The following is a 24517-nucleotide window of genomic DNA, read 5'->3' as shown; positions in this document are numbered from 1 at the left end:
ACCGAACAATCAGGCGCCTGCGTCCAACCTCGTTGTCCCGAGCCCCTGCGGGCCGGGTCGGTGTCCGTGTCGCTCTGACCTGGAATAAGTTACGGGACGAATAACTGGACGCCAAATCCGCTGGTCAGGCTCGTAGGCGGTGCCGTTTCCCCTGGTGGCAGACCGTCTCCGGCACCTTCGCCGCGTTGCCCGTTCCCAGTGATGCGCGGCACACTCGACTCCGGAGGCGGATCTCGCTCAACGTGATGTATGAAACACCTTGGCGCACAACTACTTTCGAGGCAACGAGATCAGGATTCGGAGTTCACCCGTTCGATGACGCCCCCGAGTTCCTCGATGATCTCCACGAACCTCGGGTAGCCGCGATCGATGTGGTACACGTCGTGCACCTCGGTCACGCCGTCGGCGCACAGCCCGGCCAGGACCAATCCGGCGCCGGCCCGGATGTCCGACGACCACACGGGCGCGCTCGACAGCTCCTCGACTCCGCGGACCACGGCGTGATGTCCGTCGGTGCGAGCGTCGGCCCCGAGGCGGATCATCTCCTCGACGAACCGGAACCGCGCCTCGAAGACATTCTCCGTGATCATCGACGTTCCGTCGGCGACTGCCGCGAGACCGATCGCCATGGGCTGGAGGTCGGTGGGGAATCCCGGATACGGCAGGGTCGCGAAGTTGATCGCTCGGGGACGGTCGTGCTGGACGACCCGGAAGCCGTCGACTTCGGGGGTCACCTCCGCACCGGCGGCACGGAGCTTGTCGAGCACGAGGCTCAGGTGCTTCGGGTTGACGCCACGCACGCGCACGTCGCCGCGCGTCATCGCCGCCGCGATCCCCCATGTCGCCGCGACGATGCGATCTCCGATGACACGGTGGGTGGTGGGTTCGAGACGCGGAACGCCCGTGATCGTCAGTGTCGAGGTGCCGGCCCCGGAGATGCGGGCCCCCATCTGAACGAGCATGTTGCACAGGTCCACGATCTCCGGCTCGCGGGCCGCGTTGTCGATCGTGGTCTCGCCGTTCGCCAGGACGGCGGCCATCAGGATGTTCTCGGTGGCCCCGACCGACGGAAAGGCCAGCCGGATCGCGTTGCCGTGCAGGGCGTCGGCCTCGGCCACCACGCAGCCGTGCTCGATGGTGCTGTGCGCCCCCAGCAGTCGGAGCCCCGTCTGGTGCATGTCGAGGGGGCGTGAACCGATGGCGTCACCGCCCGGCAGCGCGACGACGGCTTTCCGGCACCGGGCCACCAACGGCCCGAGGACACACACCGACGCCCGGAACTGCCGGACGGCGGCGAAATCGGCCTGATACTTCGGCTGCGCGGGAGTCGTGATGCGCGCCTCGTCGCCCTCGAGCTCGACGTCGCATCCGAGCCCGCGCAGGACCTCGGCCATCAGCGGGACGTCGAGAATGTCGGGGCAGTTGGTGATGACGCTCGTCCCCTCCGCCAACAGAGCGGCCGCCATCAGCTTGAGCACGCTGTTCTTGGCGCCCCCGACGACAACCTCACCGACAAGCCGGTTACCACCGGAGACAAGAAAGCGATCACTCACAACGCCACAGCCTATCGACCACACTGCGGGAATACGGGAGCGGTACCGTGACCTGCATGGCTGTCCATCTCACACGGATCTACACCCGCACCGGCGACGACGGTACGACGGGCCTCAGCGACTTCTCCCGGGTGTCGAAGAACGACCCGAGACTGGTCGCGTACGCGGACTGCGACGAGACGAACGCGGCACTCGGGGTGGCGCTCGCGTCGGCCGAGGTACCGGAGCGGATGGCGCCTGTCCTGCGCCAGATCCAGAACGACCTGTTCGACGCCGGAGCGGACCTGTCGACGCCGGTGGTACCGGAGCCGAAGTACCCGCCGCTGCGGATCACCCAGGCGTACATCGATCGGCTCGAACGCTGGTGCGACGAGTTCAACGAGGGTCTGGCGCCGCTCGATTCCTTCATTCTTCCCGGCGGTACCGTCCTGGCGGCCCAGCTGCACACGGCGCGGACGGTGGCACGGCGGGCGGAGCGCTCGGCGTGGGCGGCGGTGGCCGCTCACCCGGACGATACGAATGTGCTGCCGGCGAAGTACCTCAACCGGCTGTCGGATCTGCTCTTCATCCTCGGCCGGGTCGCGAACCCGGGCGGGGATGTGCTCTGGAAGCCGGGCGCGGGCGCGTGAAGAACGGTCGGCCGGGCGTCAGTTCGGCCGACCGCGCACGGACCGGTCCGACGGACGGGATTCGATCCAGGACAGGAAGGCGGTCAGCGCGCCGCTGTCGAGTGCAATCTCGAAACTGCTTGCGCCATCCTGGACTTCGAGGATCACGATGTCCTCGGTCATGATGTCGTACTCGCTGCCCTCGGGCGCTCGACGATTGCGTACCTCGACGCCCTGCCGGGCCAGCCGCGAGTCCGGACCCGGACGCAGGCTCGAGAGCTTGTAGAAGACGAGCGTGCGCTCGCCGTAACGGATGACGCCGTGCCGCCACCCGGCGCCGGCGCCGTTGGGCAGCCGGCGCAGTATCGCTGCGGTACCCCCGCCCCGCAGGGTGAGGAGGCGATACAGAAAAGCCGCGACGGCAACCGCGAGCAGTATCACCAGAACGATGAGAACAATCATTCCAACTGACACTGCTCGTCGGCTCCGTCGCGGCTTGTCGTATCCGTCAGGCCCGCTCGACGGCCCGGAGTCGGCCCCGGGCTGCCGCGATCTCGGCCTCGTCCTGGCTGTCGCTCAGCACGGCGCGCGCGGACTCGACGTCGATGTTCTCCGTCAGCTCCGCAGCCTCCGCGAGGATCGTCACCGTCGTGGCGGTCACCGAGAGGAAACCGCCGTGCACGGCCGCGACGACCCGATCGCCGTCGGCGGTGGTGATGGAGACGACACCGCCTTCCACGAGCTGGCCGAGGACCGGCTCGTGGCCCGGCATGACACCGATCTCGCCCTCGGTCGTCTGGGCGCTGACCAGCCGGGCGGTGCCCGACCAGAGGCGCTCCTCGACGGCAACGAGGTCCACGGTCATTTCAGCCATCGCGGACTACTTCCCGGCGATCTTCTTGGCAGCGGCCTCGACGTCGTCGAGTCCACCGCAGCTGTTGAACGCCTGCTCGGGCAGGTGGTCGAACTCACCCTTGGTGACGCGGTCGAACGCCTCGATGGTGTCACGCAGCGGCACCACGGAGCCGGGCTCGCCGGTGAACTTCTCGGCGACGATGAAGTTCTGGCCGAGGAACTTCTGGATACGACGGGCGCGGCCGACGAGGACCTTGTCCTCCTCGGAGAGCTCGTCCATGCCGAGGATGGCGATGATGTCCTGCAGCTCCTTGTACTTCTGCAGGATCCGCTTGACCTCGTTGGCGACCCGGAAGTGCTCGGCACCGACGATGCCGGGCTCGAGGATGCGCGAGGTCGACGTCAGCGGGTCCACAGCGGGGTAGATACCCATCTGCGAGATCGGACGCGAGAGCTCGGTGGTCGCATCGAGGTGCGCGAACGTCGTGGCCGGCGCCGGGTCGGTGTAGTCGTCGGCGGGCACGTAGATCGCCTGCAGCGAGGTGATCGAACGACCACGGGTCGAGGTGATGCGCTCCTGGAGCTCACCCATCTCGTCCGCGAGGGTCGGCTGGTAACCCACGGCCGACGGCATGCGGCCGAGCAGCGTCGAGACCTCGGAGCCGGCCTGGGTGAAGCGGAAGATGTTGTCGATGAACAGCAGCACGTCCTGGCCCTGGACATCGCGGAAGTACTCCGCCATGGTCAGCGCGGACAGGGCGACGCGCATACGCGTTCCCGGCGGCTCGTCCATCTGGCCGAAGACGAGGGCGGTGTCCTGGAGGACGCCCATCTCCTCCATCTCGAGGTGGAGGTCGGTGCCCTCACGGGTGCGCTCGCCGACGCCGGCGAACACCGACGTGCCGGAGAACTCACGCGCGATACGGGTGATCATCTCCTGGATCAGAACGGTCTTGCCGACGCCGGCACCACCGAACAGACCGATCTTGCCGCCCTTGACGTACGGGGTCAGCAGGTCGATGACCTTGATGCCGGTCTCGAGGATCTCGGTCTTGCCCTCGAGCTGGTCGAAGGCCGGCGGCTTGCGGTGGATGCCCCACTGCTCGCCGTCGCGTCCGGTGCCCGGGGCGTCCAGGCAGTCACCGAGGGCGTTGAACACGTGGCCCTTGACGACGTCGCCGACCGGCACCGAGATCGGGCGGCCCGTGTCGACGACCGTGGTGCCGCGCACCAGGCCGTCGGTGGGCTGCATGGAGATCGTGCGCACCAGGTTGTCACCCAGGTGCTGCGCGACCTCGAAGGTCAGGGTCTTCGCCACGGACGGCAGAGTGACCTCTGCGTGCAGGGCGTTGAACAGATCGGGAACGGCACCACGCGGGAACTCGACGTCCACGACGGGCCCGATGACCCGAACGACGCGGCCGGCAGTGGCCGAGGCCACCCCCGCCCCGTAGTTATCGGTTGCTGCTGCGGTCATGTGCTTAGTCACTTCCTGCACTCGAGGCGAGCGCGTTGGCACCGCCGACGATCTCGCTGATTTCCTGGGTGATCTGGGCCTGGCGGGCCTGGTTGGCCTGACGGCTGAGGGTGTTCACCAGTTCCGTGGCGTTGTCGGTGGCCGCCTTCATGGCGGTACGCCGTGCGGCCGACTCCGACGCCGCGGCATCGAGCAGCGACGCGAAGATGCGGGTGCTGATGTACTTCGGCAGCAGGGCCGCGAGCAGCGTCGAGGCCTCCGGCTCGAAGTTGTAGCCGGGCCGCGGACCGCCGTTGCTGCCGACGTGCCGGCCGTCGGTGAGCATGTCCTCACCGAGGTCGATCTCGTCCTCGGTGACGGTCACCTCGAGCGGCGCCATGCGGCGCACCTCGGGGCTCTGGGTCAGCATCGAGACGAAGCGGGTGTAGACGATGTGCAGTTCGTCGACGCCCTCGATCGTGCCCTCACCGTTCGGCGCGGGAACCTCGTTGCCGGAGCCCGCCATGAACAGCTCCACCAGGTGACGGCTCGCCTTGGCCGCATCGGTGTAGCGCGGCTCCTGGGAGAACCCGGTCCACGCCCCCGCGACCGGCCGGCCGCGGAAGGTGTAGTAGCTCAGGCCCTTGGCACCGAGCACGTAGAGCACCGGCTCCTTGCCCTCGCTGACCAGCAGCTGACGCAGCTCCTCGGCCTCCTTGAGGACGTTGGCGTTGTAGCCACCGGCCATACCGCGGTCGCTGGTGACGACCAGGACCGCAGCACGCCTCGGGTTGGGCCGCTCGTTGAGCAGGGGGTGATCCAGCGACGCGGACGCACTTGCCAGCTCGGAGAGCACCTTGGTGATCTCCTCGGCGTACGGCTTGGACGCTGCCACTCGGGCCTGAGCCTTCGTGATCCGCGACGTCGCGATCAGCTCCTGCGCCTTGGTGATCTTCTTGGTCGAGTTGACCGACTTGATCCGCGAGCGGAGCTCGCGCAGGCTTGCCATTCGTCGATCACACTCCCTTCACAGGACGCTGGGTCATGGTCTCCACGCTCACTTGCGAACAGTGGTGCGCTTGACGGAAACCTGCTCCTGCTCGACCTCGTCGGCGCCCAGGGCCTCGGCCTCGGCCTCGTTCACGACGCGGGTTCCGTCGGAGGCGATGAAGCCCTCCTTGAACTTGTTGGTCGCGGCGAGCAGCGCGGAGGCGGACTCGTCGGTCAGCGCCTTGCCGCCGGCGATCTGCTCGTAGACACCCGACGCGCTGTGGTGCAGGTCCTCGAGCAGCTCGGTCTCGAAGCGGCGCACGTCACCGACGGGCACCGAGTCGTAGACACCCTGACCGGCGAGGTAGATCGACACGATCTGGTCCTCGACGGCGACCGGGGCGTACTGGTCCTGCTTGAGGAGCTCGACCAGACGCTGGCCGCGCTCGAGCTGCGCCTTCGACGCCGCGTCGAGGTCGGAGGCGAAGGCGGCGAACGCTTCGAGCTCGCGGAACTGCGCAAGCTCGAGACGCAGCGAGCCGGAGACCTTCTTCATGCCCTTGGTCTGCGCGGCGCCACCGACTCGGGAAACCGAGATACCGACGTTGATGGCGGGACGGATGCCCTTGTTGAACAGGTCGGACTCGAGGAAGACCTGGCCGTCGGTGATGGAGATGACGTTGGTCGGAATGTAGGCCGAGACGTCGTTGGCCTTGGTCTCGATGATCGGCAGGGCGGTCAGAGAACCGCCGCCGAGCTCGTCGGACAGCTTGGCCGAGCGCTCCAGCAGACGCGAGTGCAGGTAGAACACGTCGCCCGGGTAGGCCTCACGTCCCGGCGGGCGGCGCAGCAGCAGGGAGATGGCGCGGTACGCCTCGGCCTGCTTGGTGAGGTCGTCGAACACGATGAGCACGTGCTTGCCCTGGTACATCCAGTGCTGGCCGATGGCCGAACCGGTGTAGGGGGCGAGCCACTTGAAGCCGGCGGAGTCGGACGCGGGGGCCGCGACGATGGTGGTGTACTCCATCGCGCCGTGCTCCTCGAGGGCAGCCTTGACGCCCGCGATGGTGGAGCCCTTCTGGCCGATCGCGACGTAGATGCAGCGGACCTGCTGCTTCGGGTCGCCGGTGGCCCAGTTGGCCTTCTGGTTCAGGATCGCGTCGACGCAGACGGCGGTCTTGCCCGTCTTGCGGTCACCGATGACCAGCTGGCGCTGGCCGCGGCCGATCGGGGTCATCGCGTCGATGGCCTTGATGCCGGTCTGCAGCGGCTCCTCGACCGGCTGGCGCTGCAGCACGGTCGCGGCCTGCAGCTCCAGGGCCCGGTTCTCGGTCGCCTCGATGTCGCCGAGGCCGTCGATCGGCTGACCCAGGGGGTTCACGACGCGGCCGAGGTAGCCGTCGCCGACCGGCACCGACAGAACGTCGCCGGTCCGCTTGACTTCCTGGCCCTCTTCGAGGTCCTGGTAGTCGCCGAGGATGACAGCACCGATCTCGGTGGCGTCGAGGTTCAGGGCCACGCCCAGCACACCGCCGGGGAACTCCAGCAGCTCGTTGGCCATCGCCGACGGCAGACCGCTGATGTGCGCGATGCCGTCACTGGTGTCGGCGACCACGCCGACCTCCTCGCGGGAGGCCTCCGGGGAGTAGCTCGCGGTGTAGTTGTCGATCGCGCTACGGATCTCGTCGGAGGAGATCGTCAGCTCCGCCATGTTCTTCCTGCTCTCGGTATCTGGTCTTCGAAAAGATCGCAATGTGTGTGTGTTCGGTAGTGGACTACGTGAGGCTCTTGCGCACTGCGGCGAGTCGACCCGCGGCGGTGCCGTCGATGACCTCGTCGCCCACCCGGACGACCAATCCACTGAGAAGCTCGGGAACCACCTCGACGTGCACCGTGACCGGCTTGCCGTACGTTCTGGTCAGGATACCGGTGAGCCGTTCGGTCTGCGCCGCGCTGAGGGGTGCCGCACTGCGCACATGGGCGACGGCGCGGTCCCGCTGGGTGGCGGCGAGGTTCGACAGTTCGTCGAACGCATCGGCCGGGGCCTTGCTCTTCAGCCGTCCGACGGCCTGCACGGCCAGGGCCTCGGTGATCGCGGTGGACTTGCCGTAGAGCAACCGCGAGAGGAACTCGCGCTTGGCCGCCAGCGGCTTGGTGCGATCGGAGAGGGCCTGCTCGAGCTCGGCGTTGCCGGCCACGATGCGACCGAGCCGGAACAGCTCGTCCTCGACGGTGTCGAGCTGGTTCTGGTCGGCCGCTGCCGTCAGGAGGGCTTCGCGACCCAGCTGAACGAGGGAGTTGGTCAGGTCGGACTGGGTCGACCAGTCCTGCCCTGCCGCCGCCTTCAGGGTCGCGAGGGTGACGGGCGAGACCTTGCTCCCGAAGACCCGCTCGGCCAGCGCCTGCCGGCCGGCTGCCGGGGCCGAGGCGTCGGCCAGCGCACTCCGCAGGGTGCGCTGATCGTCGAGCACCTCGACCACCGAGAACAGCTCGGAGCCGGCCTGCGCCGCAGCTGCAGTTGCGGCACCCGCGGCAGCGGATGCGGTGCTCGACGCCAACGCGCCCTGCAGCGCGGAACGCGTCTGAGCGAGTGCCTCACGGCTTGCTGCGTACATGGTGCTCACTTTCGGGATGCAGAGTCAGCGCTGAGGGAGTCGAGCTCGCTGAGGAAGCGGTCGATCGAGCCGGCACGCTTGACGTCGTCGGAGAGGGACTCCCCGATGACCTTCTCGGCCAGATCCACGGCGGTGCGGCCGAGATCACCGCGCAGCTCGGTCACGATCTGCTGGCGCTGGGCCTGCAGCTGGTTGTGACCGGCGGCGACGATGCGGTCGCTCTCCTCCTGGGCCTGAGCCTTCATGTCCGCGATGATCTGCTGGCCCTGGGCGCGGGCCTCCTCACGGATCTGCGCCGCCTCGGTGCGGGCCTCGGCGAGCTGCGCGCGGTACTGCTCGAGCGCGGCCTTTGCCTCGGCCTGAGCTTCCTCGGCCTTCTTGATGCCGCCTTCGATCAGCTCCGAACGCTCGTCGAGCACCTTCTGGAACAGCGGAAGCACGTACTTCCAGAAGACGAGCCCGACGATGATCAGGGCGACCAGCGACCAGACGATGTCGTACGTCGCGGGAAGCAGAGGGTTCTGGTCCTCTGCCTCCGCCGCGAGCAACAGGATGCTGTCAGCCATGGTCGTCAGATCAGAAGATGAAGCCGGCGACGATACCGATCAGCGCCAGGGCCTCGGTGAACGCGATACCGAGGAACATGGTGGTGCGCAGCTGGCCGGCCATCTCGGGCTGGCGGGCCATGCCCTCGATCGCCTTGCCGACGACGATGCCGATGCCGATGCCGGGGCCGATGGCCGCGAGGCCGTAGCCGACCGCACCGAGACCGCTGATGGTGCTCTCCGTCTGGGCGAGGATGTCAACTGCCTGAAGCGCAACGCTCATTGGTGTTCCATTCCCTTTCTTGTGGCTCGGCCCCGGGGATCGGCAACCGAGTCAGTCTGTGTGTTGTGTGGGTAGTGCCGGTCGGCGTGCTAGTGCTCTTCGGCGTGCAGCGCGAGGTCGATGTACACCGCAGTCAACAGCGCGAAGATGTACGCCTGCAGGACGATCACCAGCAGCTCGAAGAAGGTGAACGCGATGCCACCGATCAGCGAGCCGATACCGAAGATCTTCATCGCGCCGTCGGCGCTGAAGAAGAAGAACTGGGTTGCGCTGAAGAACAGCACCAGCATGATGTGGCCGGCCAGCATGTTCGCCATGAGACGGATGGTGAGCGTGAACGGGCGCAGCAGGAACGTCGAGATGAACTCGATCGGGATGACCAGCACGTGCAGCGCGGGCGGCAGGTTCGGCACGACGATGCTGCTCTTGACGTAGCGGAAGAACCCGTACTTCTTGATGCCCACGTAGTTGAAGACGACGTAGGCGAGCGCGGCCAGGACGATCGGCATGCCGATACGCGCGTTCGACGAGATGTTCAGGAACGGGATGACCGACGTCAGGTTGAGACCGACCACAAGGAAGAAGATGGTCACGAGAACCGGAAGGAATCGGCGGCCCTGCTGCTTGCCGAGGATGTCCTCGGCGATGTTGATCCGCACGAAGTCGATCATGATCTCGGCGACGTTCTGCACACCGCGGGGCACGATCTTCGGGCTGCGCATCGCGAGCGCGAAGAACAGCGCCACGAGCACGGCCACGACGACGCGGATGAGCATCAGGCGGTCCATTTCGAAGGGGGTGCCTTCGAACAGAACTGCTGGGGGGAAGAAATCGGCTAGTGACGGCGCGTGGAATTCTCCGGCAGCCAAGGTGGTGACGCTCAGCGCTCTCTCCCGTAGTCGGCCGCAGGCATTGCCGTCTGCGGTTCGATCGGACATTGACGATCCAACAAGTCGACCAGGTCGGCTCGCGTATTCGCCAGCTGCTGTCGGCTCCCGATCGGGGCCAGCGTCTGTCGGTGTCGGCGACTCTCGTCGACTCGGCGGCCATTCGAACACGACCGCCTGCGAGGACACAACCGCACTCGACTCCTCGGGAATCGCAGGCAGTCGCACTCGCTTGGGACGACCTTATCAACACTTCTACGACGTTGTGTAGGCGGGTGCCCGTACCGCGAGGTCATTGACAACGAGGGTACTACCGCTCGTCGTTGTTCCCCTGCTCAGCGCTACCGGCAGGCTCCACGTAGAGCGCGCGCTGCGACAGCACGCCGTAGGTCTCGGCGCCCAGGACGACGAGGAGCGCGAAGACGATCGTGAGTACGAGCACGCCCTTGTCGTAGAAGTCGAGCGGCCTGAGCAGCATCATCACCACGATCGCGAGGATCAGCTTGAGCAGCCAGGTGCCCAGCAGCACCGCACCCGCCGTCGTCGCCGGAAGACGGGCGGTGAGCAGCACGCCGAGCGCGGTGAAGAGGATGAAGCCGCCGCCCACGGCAGCGCCGATCAGCGCACCCCACACGCCCGGCAGACCGGCGACGAGGCCACCGATCACGGTGGCGACGACCGTCAGCACGATGAGCCCGAGCACGCCGTACCGGACGGCGGCGCGCATCGGCGCGGAGGAATCGGGCAGGGCGGGCAAGGGCTGATCCGGGGAGGTCACGGGAGTCAAGCCTAACGGACCGGTCCCCGGCGCCGGCGTCGCCGGGGACGGCCGGCGTCGTCGTGACGCAGCGACGGCACCGCCGTGACGACCAGCGCGAACACCAGTCCACCCGCCATGAGCAGTACGACGGCCCGCCGGTCGAGCAGCGAGGAACCGACGGCCCCGAACGCAAGCACCCCGACCCACAGGTAGATCAACAGCACCACCCGGCGGTGCGAGTGCCCGATCTGCAGCAGTCGATGGTGCAGGTGCATCTTGTCCGGGCTGAACGGGCTGACCCCGGCCCGGGTGCGCCGGACGACCGCCAGCAGCAGGTCGAGGATGGGGATGAACATGACCGCCCCCACGAGGATCAGCGGGGAGAGCAGGCCGAGCAGGTCGCGGGTGCCGTAGGCCGCCAAGGGGATGCGTCCCGACGCGCTCGTCGAGATCGCCGCCAGCATCAGGCCGATCAGCATCGATCCGGAGTCGCCCATGAAGATCCGGGCCGGCTGGAAGTTGTGCGGCAGGAAGCCGAGGCAGGCTCCCGCGAGGGCCGCGGCGATCAGGGCGGGCGGATACGCCCCCACATCCCCGCCCTGATCGTGCAGCAGCCCGACGGAGAACACACAGATCGCGACGGCCGCGATCAGCCCGAGACCGGCCGCGAGACCGTCGAGACCGTCGACGAAGTTCATCGCGTTGATCATCACCACCGCGACCAGGACGGTGAACAGTCCCGCCTGCAGCTGGTCGAGGATGAGGGTGCTGCCACCGAAGGGCTCGTAGATGACGATCCAGCTCACGCCCATGACGACGAGCACGCCCGCCGCCGTGACCTGCCCGACGAACTTGGTCAGCGCGTCGAGTCCCCAACGGTCGTCGATGATCCCGACGATCACGATGATGGTGCCCGAGACCAGCGCGGCTCCCATGTCGGGGGTGTACTCGAACCCTCGGGTCAGGGCGGGCAGTTGCTGGGCGAACAGCAGGCCCGCCACCAAGCCGAAGTACATTCCGACGCCGCCCAGCCGCGGTGTCGGCTGCACATGCACGTCCCGGTCCCGGGGCACCGCGACGGCGCCGAACCGGATCGCGGCGATCCGCACGGCCCCCGTCGAGAGGAAGGTGACGACCGCGGCGGTGAGGAGCACGAGCAGCAGCTCGCGGATGGGCACGCCGGCGCCGCGGCCCGATTGGGCCAGCACCAGGGATGCCGTGTCGGCGACAGTCACTTCGTCCGGTCCCCGCCGTCACTCCCCGCCGGTACGCAGCTGCGCCGGATCCTCGCCCAGCACCTCCGCGATGTCCTCGACCGCCACGGCCCCCTCGCGCAGCACGCGCGGACGATCGGCGGTCAGGTCGACGATGGTGGAGGCGACGGCGTGTTCGGCCGGGCCGCCGTCGAGGTACACGCTGGCCGATCCGCCGAGCTGGGCGCGCGCCTCGTCCACCGTGGTGGCCGGCGGCCGGCCGGAGACGTTCGCGCTCGACACCGCCAGGGGGCCCACCTCGCGCAGCAGCTCGAGCACCACGGGGTGCAGTGGCATGCGCAGCATCACGGTGCCGCGCGTATCCCCCAGGTCCCACGCGAGCGAGGGAGCTTGGTGCACAACAAGACTCAGACCGCCGGGCCAGAACGCGCGGATCAGTTCCCGCGCCTGCGGGCGGACGGTGTTCACCAGGCCGTCGATCGTGTTCCACGACCCGACGAGCACCGGCACCGGCATGTCCCGGCCCCGGCCCTTGGCACGCAGCAGGCCGGTCACCGCATCGCTGTCGAAGGCATCCGCCGCGAGCCCGTACACCGTGTCGGTGGGGACGACGACGAGCCTGCCGGCCTTCAGCGCGCCCTTGGCGGCCGTCAGGCCGGCGGCCCGGGAATCGGGGCTGTTGCAGTCGTAGACGGTGCTCACGGGTTCATCCTTCCACTGCGGCGAACGAGTCCGGCATCACACACCGGACTCCCCCTGCGCTCGGGCACGTCGCGCCTCCACGTCGGTCGGGACCCGGCGGGCGACGACGAACCGCGGCCGCCCCGCCAGATCCGGGTGCTCGGTCACCTCACCGAACACGCGGCGCTGCGCGAACAGCTCCGCGACCAGGGGCCCGTTGGTGTCGTCGTGCTCGATGCCGACCGCACCGCCGATGCGCAGCCACCGGGCGATGTTCGCGACCATCGGTTTGATCACCGACAGCCCGTCCGGGCCGCCGAACAGCGCCGAGTGCGGATCGTGCTCGATCACCTCGGGCGGGAGGTCGGTGCCCTCGGGGATGTAGGGCGGGTTCGACACCACGACGTCGACCCGGCCCTCGAGGGCGGTGAGCAGGTTGCGGTCCGTCACGTCTCCCTGATGCAGGAGGATCGGCGTGTCTCCTGCCGCCGCGCAGCGTTCCGCGTTCCGCCGCGCCCAGGCGAGGGCATGGGGCTCGAGTTCGACCGCGTGCACGATCGCGTCGGGCCGGGCGTGCGCGATCGCCAGCGCGAGGGCGCCCGAGCCGGTGCACAGGTCGAGCACGACCGGCGGATTTTCCTGCAGGCCCTCGAGGTGCGCCAGGGCCCAGGCCAGCAGTAGTTCGGTTTCGGGTCGCGGGACGAAGACGCCGGGACCCACCTCGATGTCGATCTCCCCCATTCCCGTGCTGCCGGTGATGTACTGCAACGGGATCCGCTTGGCGCGCTGCGCGATCATCGCCCGGTACGCGTCGACCATGGCCGGGTCGACGAGCGGCACGAGCCCGAGACGGGTGCGCTCGATGCCGAGCAGGTGCGCGGCGAGCAGTTCGGCGTCCACACGCGGACTGGGGACACCGGCTTCCTCGAGCACCGACACCGCTTCGAGGATCGCCAGGCGCAGGGGTTGACGAGTCACGGCGTACAGACTGCCATGCCGGTCACGCGACGGAAACGGACAGGTCACTCATCGGGTCGGTGTACGGCATGATCGGAATCGTCCGATTCGGACCAGGACTACGGAACTACGGAGAGGATCTTCCTGTGACGAAGTCGAAATTCACGGTTCGGGCAGCGTCCGTCGTCGCATTCGGTGCCGCCGGCGCCCTCGCGGCACCCGGACTCGCGTCCGCGTCGCCGATCGACGTCCAACCCACCCCGCTGCTCTGCAGCTACGTCGCGCCGGTCCACAGCGTGACCGAGACGGACAGCGAGGCCCTCGAGGAGGGTCAGCTGTTCTTCGCGGTCGGCGAGCAGAAGGCGCAGAACGGGCAGCTCAACTGGGTCAACACGGCCACCTGGCAGACCGGGGGCGCCTCGTTGACCGCGTCGCCGCAGAGCAGCGAGGTTCCGGTCGCGCTCCTGAACACGGGACCCGGCACGGTCGTGTCCGCCGTGTGGGGACCGCACCAGAACGCGAAGGGTGAGAACTGCTTCCTGCTTCCCGGCATCGACATCTCGCAGGTGCCCGGGGACGACGACCCGGGTGACGAGCCCGGCGAGCCCGCTCCGTAACGGACCGGTACCCGGCTCACGCGTCATTCCGCCGTGAGCCGGGCCTCCCGGTCGGCCGTGCCCAGTGCATCGAGCAGGGCGTCCATGTCGCCGTCGAGCACCGCGTCGAGGTTGTGGGCCTTGAAGCCGATGCGGTGATCGGTGATCCGGTTCTCGGGGAAGTTGTAGGTGCGGATGCGTTCGGAGCGGTCCACCGTGCGCACCTGGCTGGCCCGTCCCGCAGACGCCTCCGCCTCGGCGGCCTCCTCCGCCGCCGCCTGCAGCCGCGCGGCGAGGACCTGCATCGCCCGCGCCTTGTTCTGCAGCTGGGACCGCTCGTTCTGGCAGGTGACGACGATGCCCGTGGGCAGGTGCGTGATGCGCACCGCCGAGTCGGTGGTGTTGACGCCCTGACCGCCCTTGCCGGAGGAGCGGTACACGTCGATGCGCAGATCCGACTCGTCGATCTGGACTTGCTCCACCTCGTCCGGCTCGGGATAGATGAACACGCCGGCCGCGGAGGTGTGCACGCGGCCCTGGGACTCGGTGACGGGGACGCGCTGGACACGATGCACCCCGCCCTCGAACTTCAGGCGGGACCAGACACCGTCACGCACATCGCTCTTCGACTTGATCGACAGCGTCGCGTCCTTGTAGCCGCCGAGATCGGAGATGGTCGCGCCGAGGACCTCCACGCGCCAGCCGGCGCGTTCCGCGTACCGGATGTACATGCGGGCGAGGTCGGCGGCGAACAGCGCGGATTCCTCCCCGCCCTCCCCCGACTTGACCTCGAGCACGACGTCGTCCCCGTCGTGCGGGTCGCGGGGGGCGAGCAGGTCGGTGAGGGCCTTGTCGAGCTCGCCGACGCGTTCTTCGAGAGCCGGCACCTCGGCGGCGAACGCGGCGTCGTCCGCGGCCAGTTCCCGCGCGGCCTCGAGATCGTCGCGCGCGGCCCGCAGCTTGGTGTAGGTGGCCATGACGGGGGCGAGCTCGGCGAACCGCTTGCCGACCCGGCGCGCCGCCGCCGGGTCGTTGTGCAGCGCCGGGTCGGACAGCTGCTGCTCGAGTCCGGCGTGTTCGGCCAGGATGTCGTCGATGGCCGACGGCTTGGTCTGCCCCGCCATGTGATTCGCTCCACTCGTCCGTCGTGGCGGCCCGTGCCGCGCACGGATCCGGAGAAAAAAAGCCGACGCCCGGCCTGTGACTGAGACAGAACCGGGCGTCGGCGAGACAGCTACTGGTCGGCAGCGGCCTTCTTGGAGGCGCGCTTGCCGTAGCGAGCCTCGAAGCGGGCGACGCGTCCGCCGGTGTCGAGGATCTTCTGCTTGCCCGTGTAGAACGGGTGGCACTGCGAGCAGACCTCGACGGTGATCCGTCCCGACTCCGCGGTGCTGCGCGTCTCGAACGTGTTCCCGCAACCGCAGACGACGGTGGTCGTCCCGTAGTTGGGGTGGATTCCTGCCTTCATGGTGTCCCTTTCGTGGCCGCCGGGTCGCCTCCGCGGATCGAAGACGTGAACCGGGACCGGACTGAGCTGTTCGATTATGCCAAACGCAGGCCCGGGACGAGAAATTCCGTCCCGGGCATGCGCCGCCGCGGCCGCGGCGATCAGTCGTCGAGTGCTCCCGGCGCCGTCTTCGACACCTGCAGGAGGAACTCGATGTTGCTCTTGCTCTTCTTGAGCCGGTCGATGAGCAGATCGATGGCCTGGTGCGAGTCCAGGCCGGAGAGCACGCGGCGCAGCTTGTGCACCACCGCGAACTCGTCGGGGCTCATCAGCAGCTCGTCCTTGCGCGTGCCGGAGGGGTTGACGTCCACCGCCGGGAACACGCGTCGCTCGGCGATCTTGCGATCGAGCTTGAGCTCGGCGTTGCCGGTGCCCTTGAACTCCTCGAAGATCACCGTGTCGCCCGTCGAACCCGTCTCCACCATGGCCGTGGCGATGATGGTGAGCGAGCCGCCGTTCTCGATGTTGCGAGCCGCGCCCAGGAACCGCTTCGGCGGGTACAGGGCGGTCGAGTCGACACCACCGGAGAGGATGCGGCCCGACGCCGGCGACGAGTTGTTGTACGCGCGGCCGAGGCGGGTGATCGAGTCGAGCAGGACGACGACGTCGCGGCCCTGCTCGACGAGCCGCTTGGCACGCTCGATGGCCAGCTCGGCGACCGACGTGTGGTCCGACGGCGGCCGGTCGAAGGTCGAGGCGATGACCTCGCCCTTGACCGAACGCTGCATGTCGGTGACCTCTTCGGGCCGCTCGTCCACCAGCACGACCATCAGGTAGCACTCGGGGTTGTTGGTCGTGATCGCGTTCGCGATGTCCTGCATCACCGTCGTCTTGCCGGCCTTCGGCGGCGAGACGATCAGGGCACGCTGGCCCTTGCCGATCGGCATGATCAGGTCGATCACGCGGGTGGTGAGGATGTTCGGGGTGGTCTCGAGCCGCAGCCGCTGGTTCGGGTACAGCGGGGTGAGCTTGTTGAACTCCGGGCGGCGCTTGGCGGCCTCGACGTCGCCGCCGTTGACCGTGTCGAGCCGGACCAGCGGGTTGAACTTCTGCCGCTGGTTGCCCTGCTCCCCCTCACGCGGCACGCGGACCGCGCCGGTGATGGCGTCGCCGCGGCGCAGGCCGTTCTTGCGCACCATGTTCATCGAGACGTACACGTCGTTGGGACCGGCCAGGTACCCGGAGGTCCGGACGAACGCGTAGTTGTCCAGGACGTCGAGGATTCCGGCGACCGGCTGCAGGACGTCGTCCTCGCGGATCTCGGGCTCGCGGGTGTCCCCCCCGGCCTCGCCGCGGTCGCGTCCGCGACGACGCTCCCGGAAGCGCCGGCCGCGGCGTCCGCGGCCGTCCTCGTCGTCGTCGCCACCCCGGCCGTCGCGGCCGTCCTGACGGGGACCCTGACCACGGTCCTCGCGGCGGCGTTCGCCCTGGTCACGCTGGCCGTCGCGCTGGTCACGCTGGCCGTCGCGCTGACCGCGCTCGCGGCGACCGCCGTCGGACGGTTCGGCCTTCTCCTCGGTCTTCTCCTCGGCGCGCGGCTTCTCGTCGGCTCGTGCCTCGGCGGCGTCCTTGGGGGCCTCGGTGGTGGCCGTCTCGGCGGCCTGGTCGCCACCTCGGCGACCGCGACGCTGACGACCCCGGCGGCCACCCTCGGCCTCGCCCTCGGCGGGCTGTTCCGCCGCGGCAGGCCGTTCGGGCGACGTCGTCGCAGCGGGCTGCGCCTGCGCCGACTCGGCGGCGGGGGCGGCAGTGTCCGCAGAGGCGGCGGTGTCGGCGCCGGCCGCGTCCTGGGCGGCACCACGGGCGCGACGAGTCCGGGCGGTCCGGGCGGGCTGTTCCGGCGCAGGAGCCGGCTCGGCGGCTCCGCCGCTCTGCCGCTCCTTGATCGCGGCGATGAGATCGCCCTTACGCATCCCGGAGGTTCCCTTGATGCCGAGTTCGGCCGCGAGGGTCCGCAGCTCGGCCAGCACCATGCCGGAGAGACCGGCACCACGCCGGCCGGCACGTGGTGCAGTCTGTGCAGGATCGGTGGCCTGCGCTCCCGCGGACGAATCCGTGGTATCGAGAACAGGCGTAGCGATCAGGTCCGTATCTGTCACGGAGATCCTTTCCTTCCCTCACTCGCGCCACGCAGAGTCGAGGGTTCGTTCCGCAGATCTGGCATCGATCTGGGATTGCCGTACGTGTTCACGGATCGAACGGTCGGCACGTCCGCCATCACGCCATCCTCCGGCAGATGCGGTCGGTCCGTCTCCCCGAAACGATGTCAGGAGAGGATCGATCCAGGATCGATCGCCCCGATGAATCTGGAGTGAATGCCCTGGAAAGCCAGCGACGGAAACGCACGACGTGCGGACTAAGCACAGAATAGCGACGAACTGTACGTTGAGCAAGGAGAACCCCCGGCCGTGTCGCCGGGGGTCGGCTCCCGACTCGACAGGCCCTGGGGCTCGGTCATACGACCTGCACGCCGTCCGCGACGTCGAGTTCGAGCACGGTCATGTCGTCCGCCTCCGCGGCCGCCCGCAGGTCCGCGGGGAGCGGCTCGGTCGTCAGGGCGAGCACCGTGGGACCGGCACCGGAGACCGCGGCGGGAATGCCCGCGGCACGCAGGGTGGCGATCCACTTGGTGGTCAGCGGCAGCGCCGGCGCGCGCTGCGCCTGGTGCAGCAGGTCCTCGGTCGCCGGCATCAGCAGGTCCGGCCGCTCGGTGAGGGCGACGACGGCGAGTGCCGCGCGACTGACGTTGAACGCCGCGTCGCGGTGCGGCACGAGATCCGGGAGCAGGCCGCGGGTGTGGGCGGTGGACGAGCGCGAGGACGGCACCAGCACGACGACCCGTATCGCCGGGTGGACCGCGAGCGGCACCGCGCGGTAGGTGCGTTGTTCGTCGCCGACGACCGACTCGCTCCACGACACGACCGCGCCCCCGAGAATGCTGGCGGAGGCATTGTCCGGGTGGCCCTCGAATTCGGAGGCGAGCTGGACGAGCTGCGACTCGTCGAGCACGCGCTCGGGCGCCACCTTGCGCACGAGCCCGTTGGCGGCCGCCAGACCCCCGACGGCGGCCGACGCCGACGAGCCCAGCCCCCGCGAATGCGGAATTACGTTGCGGCACAACACATCCAGGCCGTCCGCCCACACGCCGGCGGCTTCGAGGCCACGTTCGACCGCCCGCACCACCAGGTGCGACGGCCCCCACGGCACCTCTTCGGCGCCCTCGCCCTCGACGCGCACCTCGAGGCCCGATGCGGTTGTGGTGACGGTGATCTCGTCGTACAACCCGACGGCCAGCCCGAGCGAATCGAAACCCGGTCCCAGATTCGCACTCGAGGCCGGGACCCGGGCGGTCACGGAGATCCCGACGGGCAACGTCTGCGTCATGTCGTCTTTCCCAACGGAGGAGGGCGAGGCGGTCACTAGGCCAGCTCGAGCGCTGCGGCCACCGCGACCGGATCGACCGGGATCGGCTCCACCTGCGGCATCCCGAGCAGTGCCGTGTCGGGGTCCTTCAGACCGTTGCCGGTGACGGTGCACACCACCTTCAGCCCGGAATCGAGCCAGCCCTCCTTGCGGGCGGCGAGCAGTCCGGCGATCGAGGCGGCGGACGCCGGTTCGACGAACACGCCCTCGGTGGCGGCGACGAGCCGGTACGCCTCGAGGATCTCCTCGTCGGTGGCCGCCCGGAACGCACCCCCCGACTCCTCCTTGGCGGTCACGGCGCCGTTCCACGACGCCGGGGCGCCGATCCGGATGGCGGTGGCGATCGTCTCCGGGTCCTTGACGGGGGCACCGTGCACCAGCGGCGCCGCGCCCGCGGCCTGGACACCGAGCATGCGGGGCTTGCGGGTCGTGAGACCGTCCGCGAAGTACTCGGTGTAGCCACGCCAGTAGGCGGTGATGTTGCCGGCGTTGCCGACCGGCAGCACGTGCACGTCGGGTGCGTCGCCGAGCGCGTCGGCGATCTCGAACGCCGCGGTCTTCTGCCCCTCGATGCGCACGGGGTTGACGGAGTTCACCAGGCCGATCGTGGGGAACTCGGCGGTGGTCTTGCGGGCGAGCTCGAGGCAGTCGTCGAAGTTGCCCTGGACCTGGATGATCTTTGCGCCGTACATGACCGCCTGGGCCAGCTTGCCCATCGCGATCTTGCCGTCCGGGACCAGCACCGCGCAGCCCATGCCGGCCTTGACAGCGTACGCGGCCGCGGACGCGGAGGTGTTGCCGGTGGAGGCACACAGCACGGCCTGCTGGCCGCGGGCGAGGGCGTCGGTGACGGCCATCGTCATGCCGCGGTCCTTGAACGAACCGGTCGGGTTCAGGCCCTCGACCTTCAGATGGACCTCGCACCCGGTCAGTTCCGAGAGGTGAGCGGCCGGCAGCAGCGGGGTGCCGCCCTCGCGGAGGGTGACGGTCTTCCAGTTGTCACCGATCGGGAGCCGGTCGCGGTACGCCTCGATCAGACCCGGCCACGGGGTGTGCACGGGGGTGGCGGTGTTCTTCTCGGGCGCGCTCATTCGGCGGATCCCTCCAGTCTCAGGACGCTGGTCACAGCGATCACGGATTCGAGTTGGTCGAGCGCTGCGACGGTGTCCGACAGCGCCTTGTCGGTGGCGCAGTGCGTCAGCACCACGAGGCGGGCCCCCTCGCCGGCGCCCTCCTGGCGCACGGCGGCGATACTCACGTCCCGCTTGGCGAACTCGGCGGCCACCGCCGAGAGCACACCCGCCCGGTCCGCGACCTGCAGGTTGACGTAGTAGCGGGTGACGATGTCGCTCATCGGGGCGATCTCGAGGTCCGCGTACCGTGATTCCCGCGGTCCCCGGCCCCCGTGCACCCGGTTGCGGGCAGCCATCACCAGGTCGCCCATCACGGCGGACGCGGTGGGCGAGCCGCCGGCGCCCTGGCCGTAGAACATCAGGCGGCCCGACGCCTCGGCCTCGACGACGACCGCGTTGAAGGCACCGTTGACGGCGGCGAGGGGATGCTCACGCGGCACCAGCGCCGGGTAGACGCGCGCCGAGACCCGGTCCCGGCCGTCGGTGGTGATCCGCTCACAGATGGCCAGCAGCTTGACGGTGCAGTTCAGTGCCCGCGCGGTGGTCAGGTCGGCGGCGGTGATCTTCGAGATGCCCTCGCGGTAGACGTCGCCGGCGGTGACGCGGGTGTGGAACGCGATCGAGGCCAGGATCGCGGCCTTGGACGCGGCGTCGAAGCCCTCCACGTCCGCGGTCGGGTCGGCCTCGGCGTACCCGAGCCGGACCGCCTCGGCGAGCGTCTCGGCGTAGTCGGCGCCGGTCTCGTCCATGGCCGAGAGGATGTAGTTGGTGGTGCCGTTGACGATGCCGAGGACCCGGTTCACCCTGTCACCGGCGAGGGACTGGGTCAGGGGCCGGATGACCGGGATGGCGCCGGCGACGGCCGCCTCGAAGTACAGGTCCACGCGCTTGGCCTCGGCGGCCTCGGCGAGTTCGCCGGTGTACTCCGCGAGCAGCGCCTTGTTGGCGGTGACCACGGACTTGCCCGAGTCGAGAGCCGCGCGCACGAGCTTGCGCGGCAGCTCGATGCCGCCGATGACCTCCACCACGATGTCTACGTCGTCGCGGGTGATCAGACCCTCGGCGTCCGTGGTGAGCAGGTCCTGCGGGATGCCGCGGTCGTCGCGGACGGTGCGCACGGCCACCCCCCGCAGCTCGAGCGGCGCACCGATGCGCGCCTCGAGATCGGTGGCATCGTCGCGGATGATGCGCACGACCTCGGCTCCGACGGTGCCGTGCCCGAGCACAGCCACACCGATCGGGCGCTGCCCCGGTTCGCTGGTCACCGCTTCGGTCGTCACTCCGTAACCTCCAAGCTGAGCAGATCTTCCACGGTTTCCCGACGCAGGACGACGCGAGCGGCGCCGTCCTTGACCGCCACGACGGCGGGACGGGGCAGCAGGTTGTACCTGCTGGACATCGAGTAGCAGTATGCACCGGTCGCGGCGACGGCCAACAGGTCGCCGGCTTCGAGGTCGGCGGGCATCCAGGCATCGCGGATGACGATGTCGCCGCTCTCACAGTGCTTGCCGACGACGCGGGACACGACCGGCTCCCCGTCGCCGGCCCGCGACACCAGGCGGGCCTCGTACTCGGCCTGGTACAGCGAGGTGCGGATGTTGTCGCTCATGCCGCCGTCGACGCTGATGTAGCGGCGCACCTGGTGCGCGCCCACCGCGACGTCCTTGATGGTGCCCACCTCGTAGAGGGTCACGGTGCCGGGGCCGGCGATGGCGCGTCCGGGCTCGACGGCGAGGGTCGGCTCGGGCAGGCCGGCGAGCGTGGACTCGGTCTGCACGATGTGCCGCAGCTTGGCGGCGAGTTCCTCCACGGGGGGCGGGTCGTCGCTGGGCACGTAGGAGATGCCGAGGCCGCCGCCGAGGTCCACGATGTTCATCTGCGCGGTCTTGTCGACGCCGAATTCGTCGACGACGTCGCGCAGCAGGCCGATGACCCGGTGCGCCGCGAGTTCGAATCCGTCGACGTCGAAGATCTGCGAGCCGATGTGGCTGTGCAGGCCGACCAGGCGCAGGTGATCGCTCGCGAACACCTTGCGGACGGCGGCCATGGCCACTCCGCCGGCCAGGGACAGGCCGAACTTCTGGTCCTCGTGCGCGGTGGAGATGAACTCGTGGGTGTGCGCCTCGACGCCGACGGTGACGCGGATCAGCACGTCCTGCACCACGTCGAGTTCGCCGGCGACCGCGTCGAGCAGGTCGATCTCCGACATGGAGTCCAGCACGATGTGCCCGACGCCCGCGGCGACCGCGGTCCGCAGCTCGGCCACGGACTTGTTGTTGCCGTGCATGGCGATCTTCCCGGCCGGGAAGCCGGAGCGCAGCGCGACGGCGAGCTCACCGCCGGTCGAGACGTCGAGCGAGAGGCCCTCCTGGTCGACCCAGCGCGCGATCTCGGTGCACAGGAACGCCTTCGACGCGTAGTGGACCTTCGCGCCCGGCCCGAACGCGGCCGCGATCTCCCGGCACCGGGAGCGGAAGTCGTCCTCGTCGACGACGAAGAGCGGGGTGCCGTACCGCGCGGCGAGCTCGGTCACGGGCACACCGGCGATCGTCATGACACCGTCGTCGCCGCGCCGGGCGTTGCGGGGCCACACGTTCGGGTGCAGCAGGTTCAGTTCGGCGGCGTTCGCCGGCCGCTCGGTCAGGCCCGGTGCGTGCGGGATCTCGGCGTGCCGGGGACCGGCGGGGTGCGCGTTCACATCCGCTCCGGGGCGCTGACGCCGAGCAGTCCGAGTCCGTTGGCGAGCACCTGGCGGGTCGCCGCGCACAGCGCGAGCCGCGCCGTGTGCAGCGGTCCCGGCTCCTCGTCGCCCTGCGGCAGGATGCGGCACGAGTCGTAGAAGCGGTGGTAGGCGCCGGCGAGTTCTTCGAGGTACCGCGCGACGCGGTGCGGTTCCCGCAGTTCGGCGGCCTTGGCGAGGATGCGCGGGTACTCGCCGATCGTGCGGATCAGCTCACCCTCGCGCTCGTGGTCGAGCAGCGACAGGTCGGCGCCCTCGGCGCCGAGACCGAGCTCCGCGGCGCCGCGCCCGATGGACGAGAGCCGGGCGTGCGCGTATTGGACGTAGTAGACCGGGTTCTCGTTGGTGGTGCTGGCCCACAGCTCGAGGTCGATGTCGATGCTCTGATCCACCGACGAGCGCACCAGCGCGTAGCGGGCCGCGTCGACGCCGATCGCCTCGACCAGGTCGTCGAGGGTGATGACCGTGCCGGCGCGTTTGCTCATCTTCACGGCGACGCCGCCGCGCACGAGGTTGACCATCTGCCCGATCATCACCTCGACGGTGTCCGGGTCGTCGCCGAATGCGGCGGCGGCGGCCTTGAGGCGGCCGATGTAGCCGTGGTGGTCCGCGCCGAGCATGTAGATGCACAGGTCGAAGCCGCGCGCCCGCTTGTCCTGGAAGTAGGCGATGTCCCCGGCGATGTAGGCGGCGTTGCCGTCGCTCTTGATGACGACGCGGTCCTTGTCGTCGCCGAAGTCGGTGCTCTTGAGCCACCAGGCGCCGTCCTGGTGGTAGAGGCTCCCGGAGGTCTTGAGCGTCTCGACGGCCTTCTCCACGGCACCCGACTCGAACAGGGAGTTCTCGTGGAAGTACACGTCGAAGTCGACACCGAACTCGTGCAGGGTGCGCTTGATGTGGGCGAACATCAGGTCCACGCCGATCGAGCGGAACACCTCGTGCCGTTCGGTCTCGGGCAGCGCGAGCGCGTCCGGGCGCTGCTGCAGCACGGCCTGCGCGATGTCGACGATGTACGCACCGGCGTACCCGTCCTCCGGCGCGGGCTGCCCCTGCGCCGCGGCGATGAGCGAGCGGGTGAACCGGTCGATCTGGGCGCCGTGGTCGTTGAAGTAGTACTCGCGGGTGACGTCGCCGCCCTGGGTGGTGAGGATCCGGCCGAGCGCGTCCCCGACCGCGGCCCAGCGGGTGCCGCCGAGGTGGATCGGGCCCGTCGGGTTCGCGGAGACGAACTCGAGGTTGATGCGGGTTCCGGCCAGCGTGTCCGCGTTGCCGTACGCGGCCGCGTGGGTGAGCACCTGGGCGACGATCGCGCCCTGGGCGTCGGCGGCGAGACGGATGTTCAGGAAGCCCGGTCCGGCCACCTCGGCCGACTCGATGCCGTCGGCGGCGGTGAGGGCCTCGGCCAGCCAGCCCGCGAGTTCCCGCGGATTCACGCCGGCCTTCTTCGCGACCTGCATCGCGACGTTGGTCGCGTAGTCGCCGTGCTCCGGGTTGCGGGGCCGCTCGACCGTCAGGGTCGCGGGCAGGACGGACACGTCGAGGTCACGCTCGGCGAGCACCCTCGCAGCGGTTCCGTGGAGCAGTTCGGCAAGGTCGGCAGGAGTCACGGGTCTCTATCCTATTGGCTCCGCCTCCCCCGCCGTGACGCCGGTCCGGCCTGTTGTCGCGGTCACCGCCCGGCCGCCGCGGGGACGTCCGCCCACCGTCCGCCCGT

Annotated in this window: 24 protein-coding genes; 2 read left to right on the top strand and 22 right to left on the bottom strand. The window is 69.3% G+C overall.

The genetic code is table 11. The features are described from left to right. Positions 1 to 290 precede the first annotated feature (290 nt). Complete coding sequence (gene murA, locus F1734_RS10725; RefSeq protein WP_010595889.1) at positions 291 to 1553, bottom strand: UDP-N-acetylglucosamine 1-carboxyvinyltransferase; 1263 nt, start codon at positions 1551 to 1553, stop codon at positions 291 to 293. A gap of 56 nt (positions 1554 to 1609) precedes the next feature. Here murA and F1734_RS10720 point away from each other — a divergent pair, with 56 nt between their 5' ends. After that, the gene (locus F1734_RS10720) at positions 1610 to 2182 is read left to right on the top strand and encodes a cob(I)yrinic acid a,c-diamide adenosyltransferase (protein WP_010595888.1); all 573 of its coding nucleotides are present in this window, start codon (positions 1610 to 1612) and stop codon (positions 2180 to 2182) included. Positions 2183 to 2200: 18 nt separating this feature from the next. Here the strand turns inward: F1734_RS10720 and F1734_RS10715 are convergent, their stop codons facing one another. The 13 genes from F1734_RS10715 to prmC form a co-directional block, all read right to left on the bottom strand. After that, entirely contained in the window at positions 2201 to 2623 is a 423-nt protein-coding gene (locus F1734_RS10715; protein ID WP_010595887.1) for a DUF2550 domain-containing protein, read from the bottom strand. A 46-nt stretch (positions 2624 to 2669) separates the two neighbouring features. Continuing rightward, complete coding sequence (locus tag F1734_RS10710) at positions 2670 to 3035, bottom strand: F0F1 ATP synthase subunit epsilon (RefSeq protein WP_026138061.1); 366 nt, start codon at positions 3033 to 3035, stop codon at positions 2670 to 2672. Between the two features lie 6 nt (positions 3036 to 3041). Continuing rightward, complete coding sequence (gene atpD, locus F1734_RS10705; RefSeq protein ID WP_203011623.1) at positions 3042 to 4493, bottom strand: F0F1 ATP synthase subunit beta; 1452 nt, start codon at positions 4491 to 4493, stop codon at positions 3042 to 3044. Between the two features lie 4 nt (positions 4494 to 4497). Beyond that, positions 4498 to 5481, bottom strand: a complete 984-nt coding sequence (locus tag F1734_RS10700; protein ID WP_010595884.1) for a F0F1 ATP synthase subunit gamma — start codon at positions 5479 to 5481, stop codon at positions 4498 to 4500. A 48-nt stretch (positions 5482 to 5529) separates the two neighbouring features. Next, on the bottom strand, positions 5530 to 7173 hold the full coding sequence (atpA, locus tag F1734_RS10695; protein ID WP_017682014.1) for a F0F1 ATP synthase subunit alpha: 1644 nt from the start codon (positions 7171 to 7173) through the stop codon (positions 5530 to 5532). A gap of 64 nt (positions 7174 to 7237) precedes the next feature. Beyond that, positions 7238 to 8077, bottom strand: a complete 840-nt coding sequence (locus tag F1734_RS10690; protein WP_010595882.1) for a F0F1 ATP synthase subunit delta — start codon at positions 8075 to 8077, stop codon at positions 7238 to 7240. 5 nt (positions 8078 to 8082) lie between these two features. Continuing rightward, positions 8083 to 8643 carry a F0F1 ATP synthase subunit B gene (locus tag F1734_RS10685; protein ID WP_006944352.1) on the bottom strand — a complete coding sequence of 187 codons (561 nt, stop codon included), beginning with the start codon at positions 8641 to 8643 and terminating at the stop codon, positions 8083 to 8085. Positions 8644 to 8653: 10 nt separating this feature from the next. Next, entirely contained in the window at positions 8654 to 8905 is a 252-nt protein-coding gene (locus F1734_RS10680; protein ID WP_203011622.1) for an ATP synthase F0 subunit C, read from the bottom strand. Between the two features lie 89 nt (positions 8906 to 8994). Next, on the bottom strand, positions 8995 to 9843 hold the full coding sequence (atpB, locus tag F1734_RS10675; RefSeq protein WP_172603547.1) for a F0F1 ATP synthase subunit A: 849 nt from the start codon (positions 9841 to 9843) through the stop codon (positions 8995 to 8997). 259 nt (positions 9844 to 10102) lie between these two features. After that, complete coding sequence (locus tag F1734_RS10670) at positions 10103 to 10519, bottom strand: Cg1360 family ATP-synthase-associated protein (RefSeq protein WP_010595881.1); 417 nt, start codon at positions 10517 to 10519, stop codon at positions 10103 to 10105. A gap of 62 nt (positions 10520 to 10581) precedes the next feature. Then, the gene (locus F1734_RS10665) at positions 10582 to 11787 is read right to left on the bottom strand and encodes an MraY family glycosyltransferase (protein ID WP_040275913.1); all 1206 of its coding nucleotides are present in this window, start codon (positions 11785 to 11787) and stop codon (positions 10582 to 10584) included. Positions 11788 to 11805: 18 nt separating this feature from the next. Next, positions 11806 to 12468 carry an L-threonylcarbamoyladenylate synthase gene (locus F1734_RS10660; RefSeq protein WP_010595879.1) on the bottom strand — a complete coding sequence of 221 codons (663 nt, stop codon included), beginning with the start codon at positions 12466 to 12468 and terminating at the stop codon, positions 11806 to 11808. A 36-nt stretch (positions 12469 to 12504) separates the two neighbouring features. After that, positions 12505 to 13425 (bottom strand): peptide chain release factor N(5)-glutamine methyltransferase, encoded by a 921-nt coding sequence (gene prmC, locus F1734_RS10655; RefSeq protein ID WP_026138059.1) that lies wholly within the window; start codon positions 13423 to 13425, stop codon positions 12505 to 12507. Between the two features lie 125 nt (positions 13426 to 13550). Between prmC and F1734_RS10650 the strand changes: the two genes are divergently transcribed. Beyond that, on the top strand, positions 13551 to 14021 hold the full coding sequence (locus tag F1734_RS10650) for a hypothetical protein (protein WP_203011621.1): 471 nt from the start codon (positions 13551 to 13553) through the stop codon (positions 14019 to 14021). Positions 14022 to 14044: 23 nt separating this feature from the next. Here F1734_RS10650 and prfA read toward each other — a convergent pair whose 3' ends face one another. The 8 genes from prfA to argS form a co-directional block, all read right to left on the bottom strand. After that, a complete protein-coding gene (gene prfA / locus F1734_RS10645) occupies positions 14045 to 15124 on the bottom strand; it encodes a peptide chain release factor 1 (protein ID WP_010595876.1) in 1080 nt (359 codons plus the stop codon). A gap of 110 nt (positions 15125 to 15234) precedes the next feature. Further along, positions 15235 to 15468, bottom strand: a complete 234-nt coding sequence (gene rpmE, locus F1734_RS10640; RefSeq protein ID WP_010595875.1) for a 50S ribosomal protein L31 — start codon at positions 15466 to 15468, stop codon at positions 15235 to 15237. Positions 15469 to 15608: 140 nt separating this feature from the next. Continuing rightward, positions 15609 to 17606, bottom strand: coding sequence for a transcription termination factor Rho (gene rho / locus F1734_RS10635; RefSeq protein WP_203011620.1), 1998 nt, complete (start codon positions 17604 to 17606; stop codon positions 15609 to 15611). A gap of 355 nt (positions 17607 to 17961) precedes the next feature. Beyond that, positions 17962 to 18891, bottom strand: coding sequence for a homoserine kinase (thrB, locus tag F1734_RS10630; RefSeq protein ID WP_010595873.1), 930 nt, complete (start codon positions 18889 to 18891; stop codon positions 17962 to 17964). Between the two features lie 35 nt (positions 18892 to 18926). Continuing rightward, complete coding sequence (gene thrC / locus F1734_RS10625; protein ID WP_010595872.1) at positions 18927 to 20021, bottom strand: threonine synthase; 1095 nt, start codon at positions 20019 to 20021, stop codon at positions 18927 to 18929. After that, positions 20018 to 21328: a homoserine dehydrogenase gene (locus tag F1734_RS10620; RefSeq protein WP_026138058.1), complete on the bottom strand. Its 1311-nt coding sequence runs from the start codon at positions 21326 to 21328 to the stop codon at positions 20018 to 20020. The genes thrC and F1734_RS10620 overlap by 4 nt, the downstream gene beginning before the upstream one ends. A gap of 11 nt (positions 21329 to 21339) precedes the next feature. Next, the gene (gene lysA, locus F1734_RS10615; protein ID WP_040275908.1) at positions 21340 to 22761 is read right to left on the bottom strand and encodes a diaminopimelate decarboxylase; all 1422 of its coding nucleotides are present in this window, start codon (positions 22759 to 22761) and stop codon (positions 21340 to 21342) included. Further along, complete coding sequence (gene argS / locus F1734_RS10610; RefSeq protein WP_010595869.1) at positions 22758 to 24410, bottom strand: arginine--tRNA ligase; 1653 nt, start codon at positions 24408 to 24410, stop codon at positions 22758 to 22760. The genes lysA and argS overlap by 4 nt, the downstream gene beginning before the upstream one ends. Positions 24411 to 24517: the final 107 nt, after the last annotated feature.

This window comes from Rhodococcus ruber, assembly GCF_016804345.1.
Lineage (GTDB): Bacteria > Actinomycetota > Actinomycetes > Mycobacteriales > Mycobacteriaceae > Rhodococcus > Rhodococcus ruber.
Note: the sequence above shows the minus strand (reverse complement) of the source record. Positions and strands in the feature narration are given on the sequence as shown.

Excerpts from the sequence above, each read along its gene's own strand:
- F1734_RS10720 (WP_010595888.1), top strand. The coding sequence starts at position 1,610 with ATGGCTGTCCATCTCACACGGATCTACACCCGCACCGGCGACGACGGT.
- F1734_RS10715 (WP_010595887.1), bottom strand. The coding sequence starts at position 2,623 with ATGATTGTTCTCATCGTTCTGGTGATACTGCTCGCGGTTGCCGTCGCG.
- F1734_RS10710 (WP_026138061.1), bottom strand. The coding sequence starts at position 3,035 with ATGGCTGAAATGACCGTGGACCTCGTTGCCGTCGAGGAGCGCCTCTGG.
- atpD (WP_203011623.1), bottom strand. The coding sequence starts at position 4,493 with ATGACCGCAGCAGCAACCGATAACTACGGGGCGGGGGTGGCCTCGGCC.
- F1734_RS10700 (WP_010595884.1), bottom strand. The coding sequence starts at position 5,481 with ATGGCAAGCCTGCGCGAGCTCCGCTCGCGGATCAAGTCGGTCAACTCG.
- atpA (WP_017682014.1), bottom strand. The coding sequence starts at position 7,173 with ATGGCGGAGCTGACGATCTCCTCCGACGAGATCCGTAGCGCGATCGAC.
- F1734_RS10690 (WP_010595882.1), bottom strand. The coding sequence starts at position 8,077 with ATGTACGCAGCAAGCCGTGAGGCACTCGCTCAGACGCGTTCCGCGCTG.
- F1734_RS10685 (WP_006944352.1), bottom strand. The coding sequence starts at position 8,643 with ATGGCTGACAGCATCCTGTTGCTCGCGGCGGAGGCAGAGGACCAGAAC.
- F1734_RS10680 (WP_203011622.1), bottom strand. The coding sequence starts at position 8,905 with ATGAGCGTTGCGCTTCAGGCAGTTGACATCCTCGCCCAGACGGAGAGC.
- atpB (WP_172603547.1), bottom strand. The coding sequence starts at position 9,843 with ATGTCCGATCGAACCGCAGACGGCAATGCCTGCGGCCGACTACGGGAG.
- F1734_RS10670 (WP_010595881.1), bottom strand. The coding sequence starts at position 10,519 with ATGCGCGCCGCCGTCCGGTACGGCGTGCTCGGGCTCATCGTGCTGACG.
- prfA (WP_010595876.1), bottom strand. The coding sequence starts at position 15,124 with ATGGCGGGGCAGACCAAGCCGTCGGCCATCGACGACATCCTGGCCGAA.
- rpmE (WP_010595875.1), bottom strand. The coding sequence starts at position 15,468 with ATGAAGGCAGGAATCCACCCCAACTACGGGACGACCACCGTCGTCTGC.
- thrB (WP_010595873.1), bottom strand. The coding sequence starts at position 18,891 with ATGACGCAGACGTTGCCCGTCGGGATCTCCGTGACCGCCCGGGTCCCG.
- thrC (WP_010595872.1), bottom strand. The coding sequence starts at position 20,021 with ATGAGCGCGCCCGAGAAGAACACCGCCACCCCCGTGCACACCCCGTGG.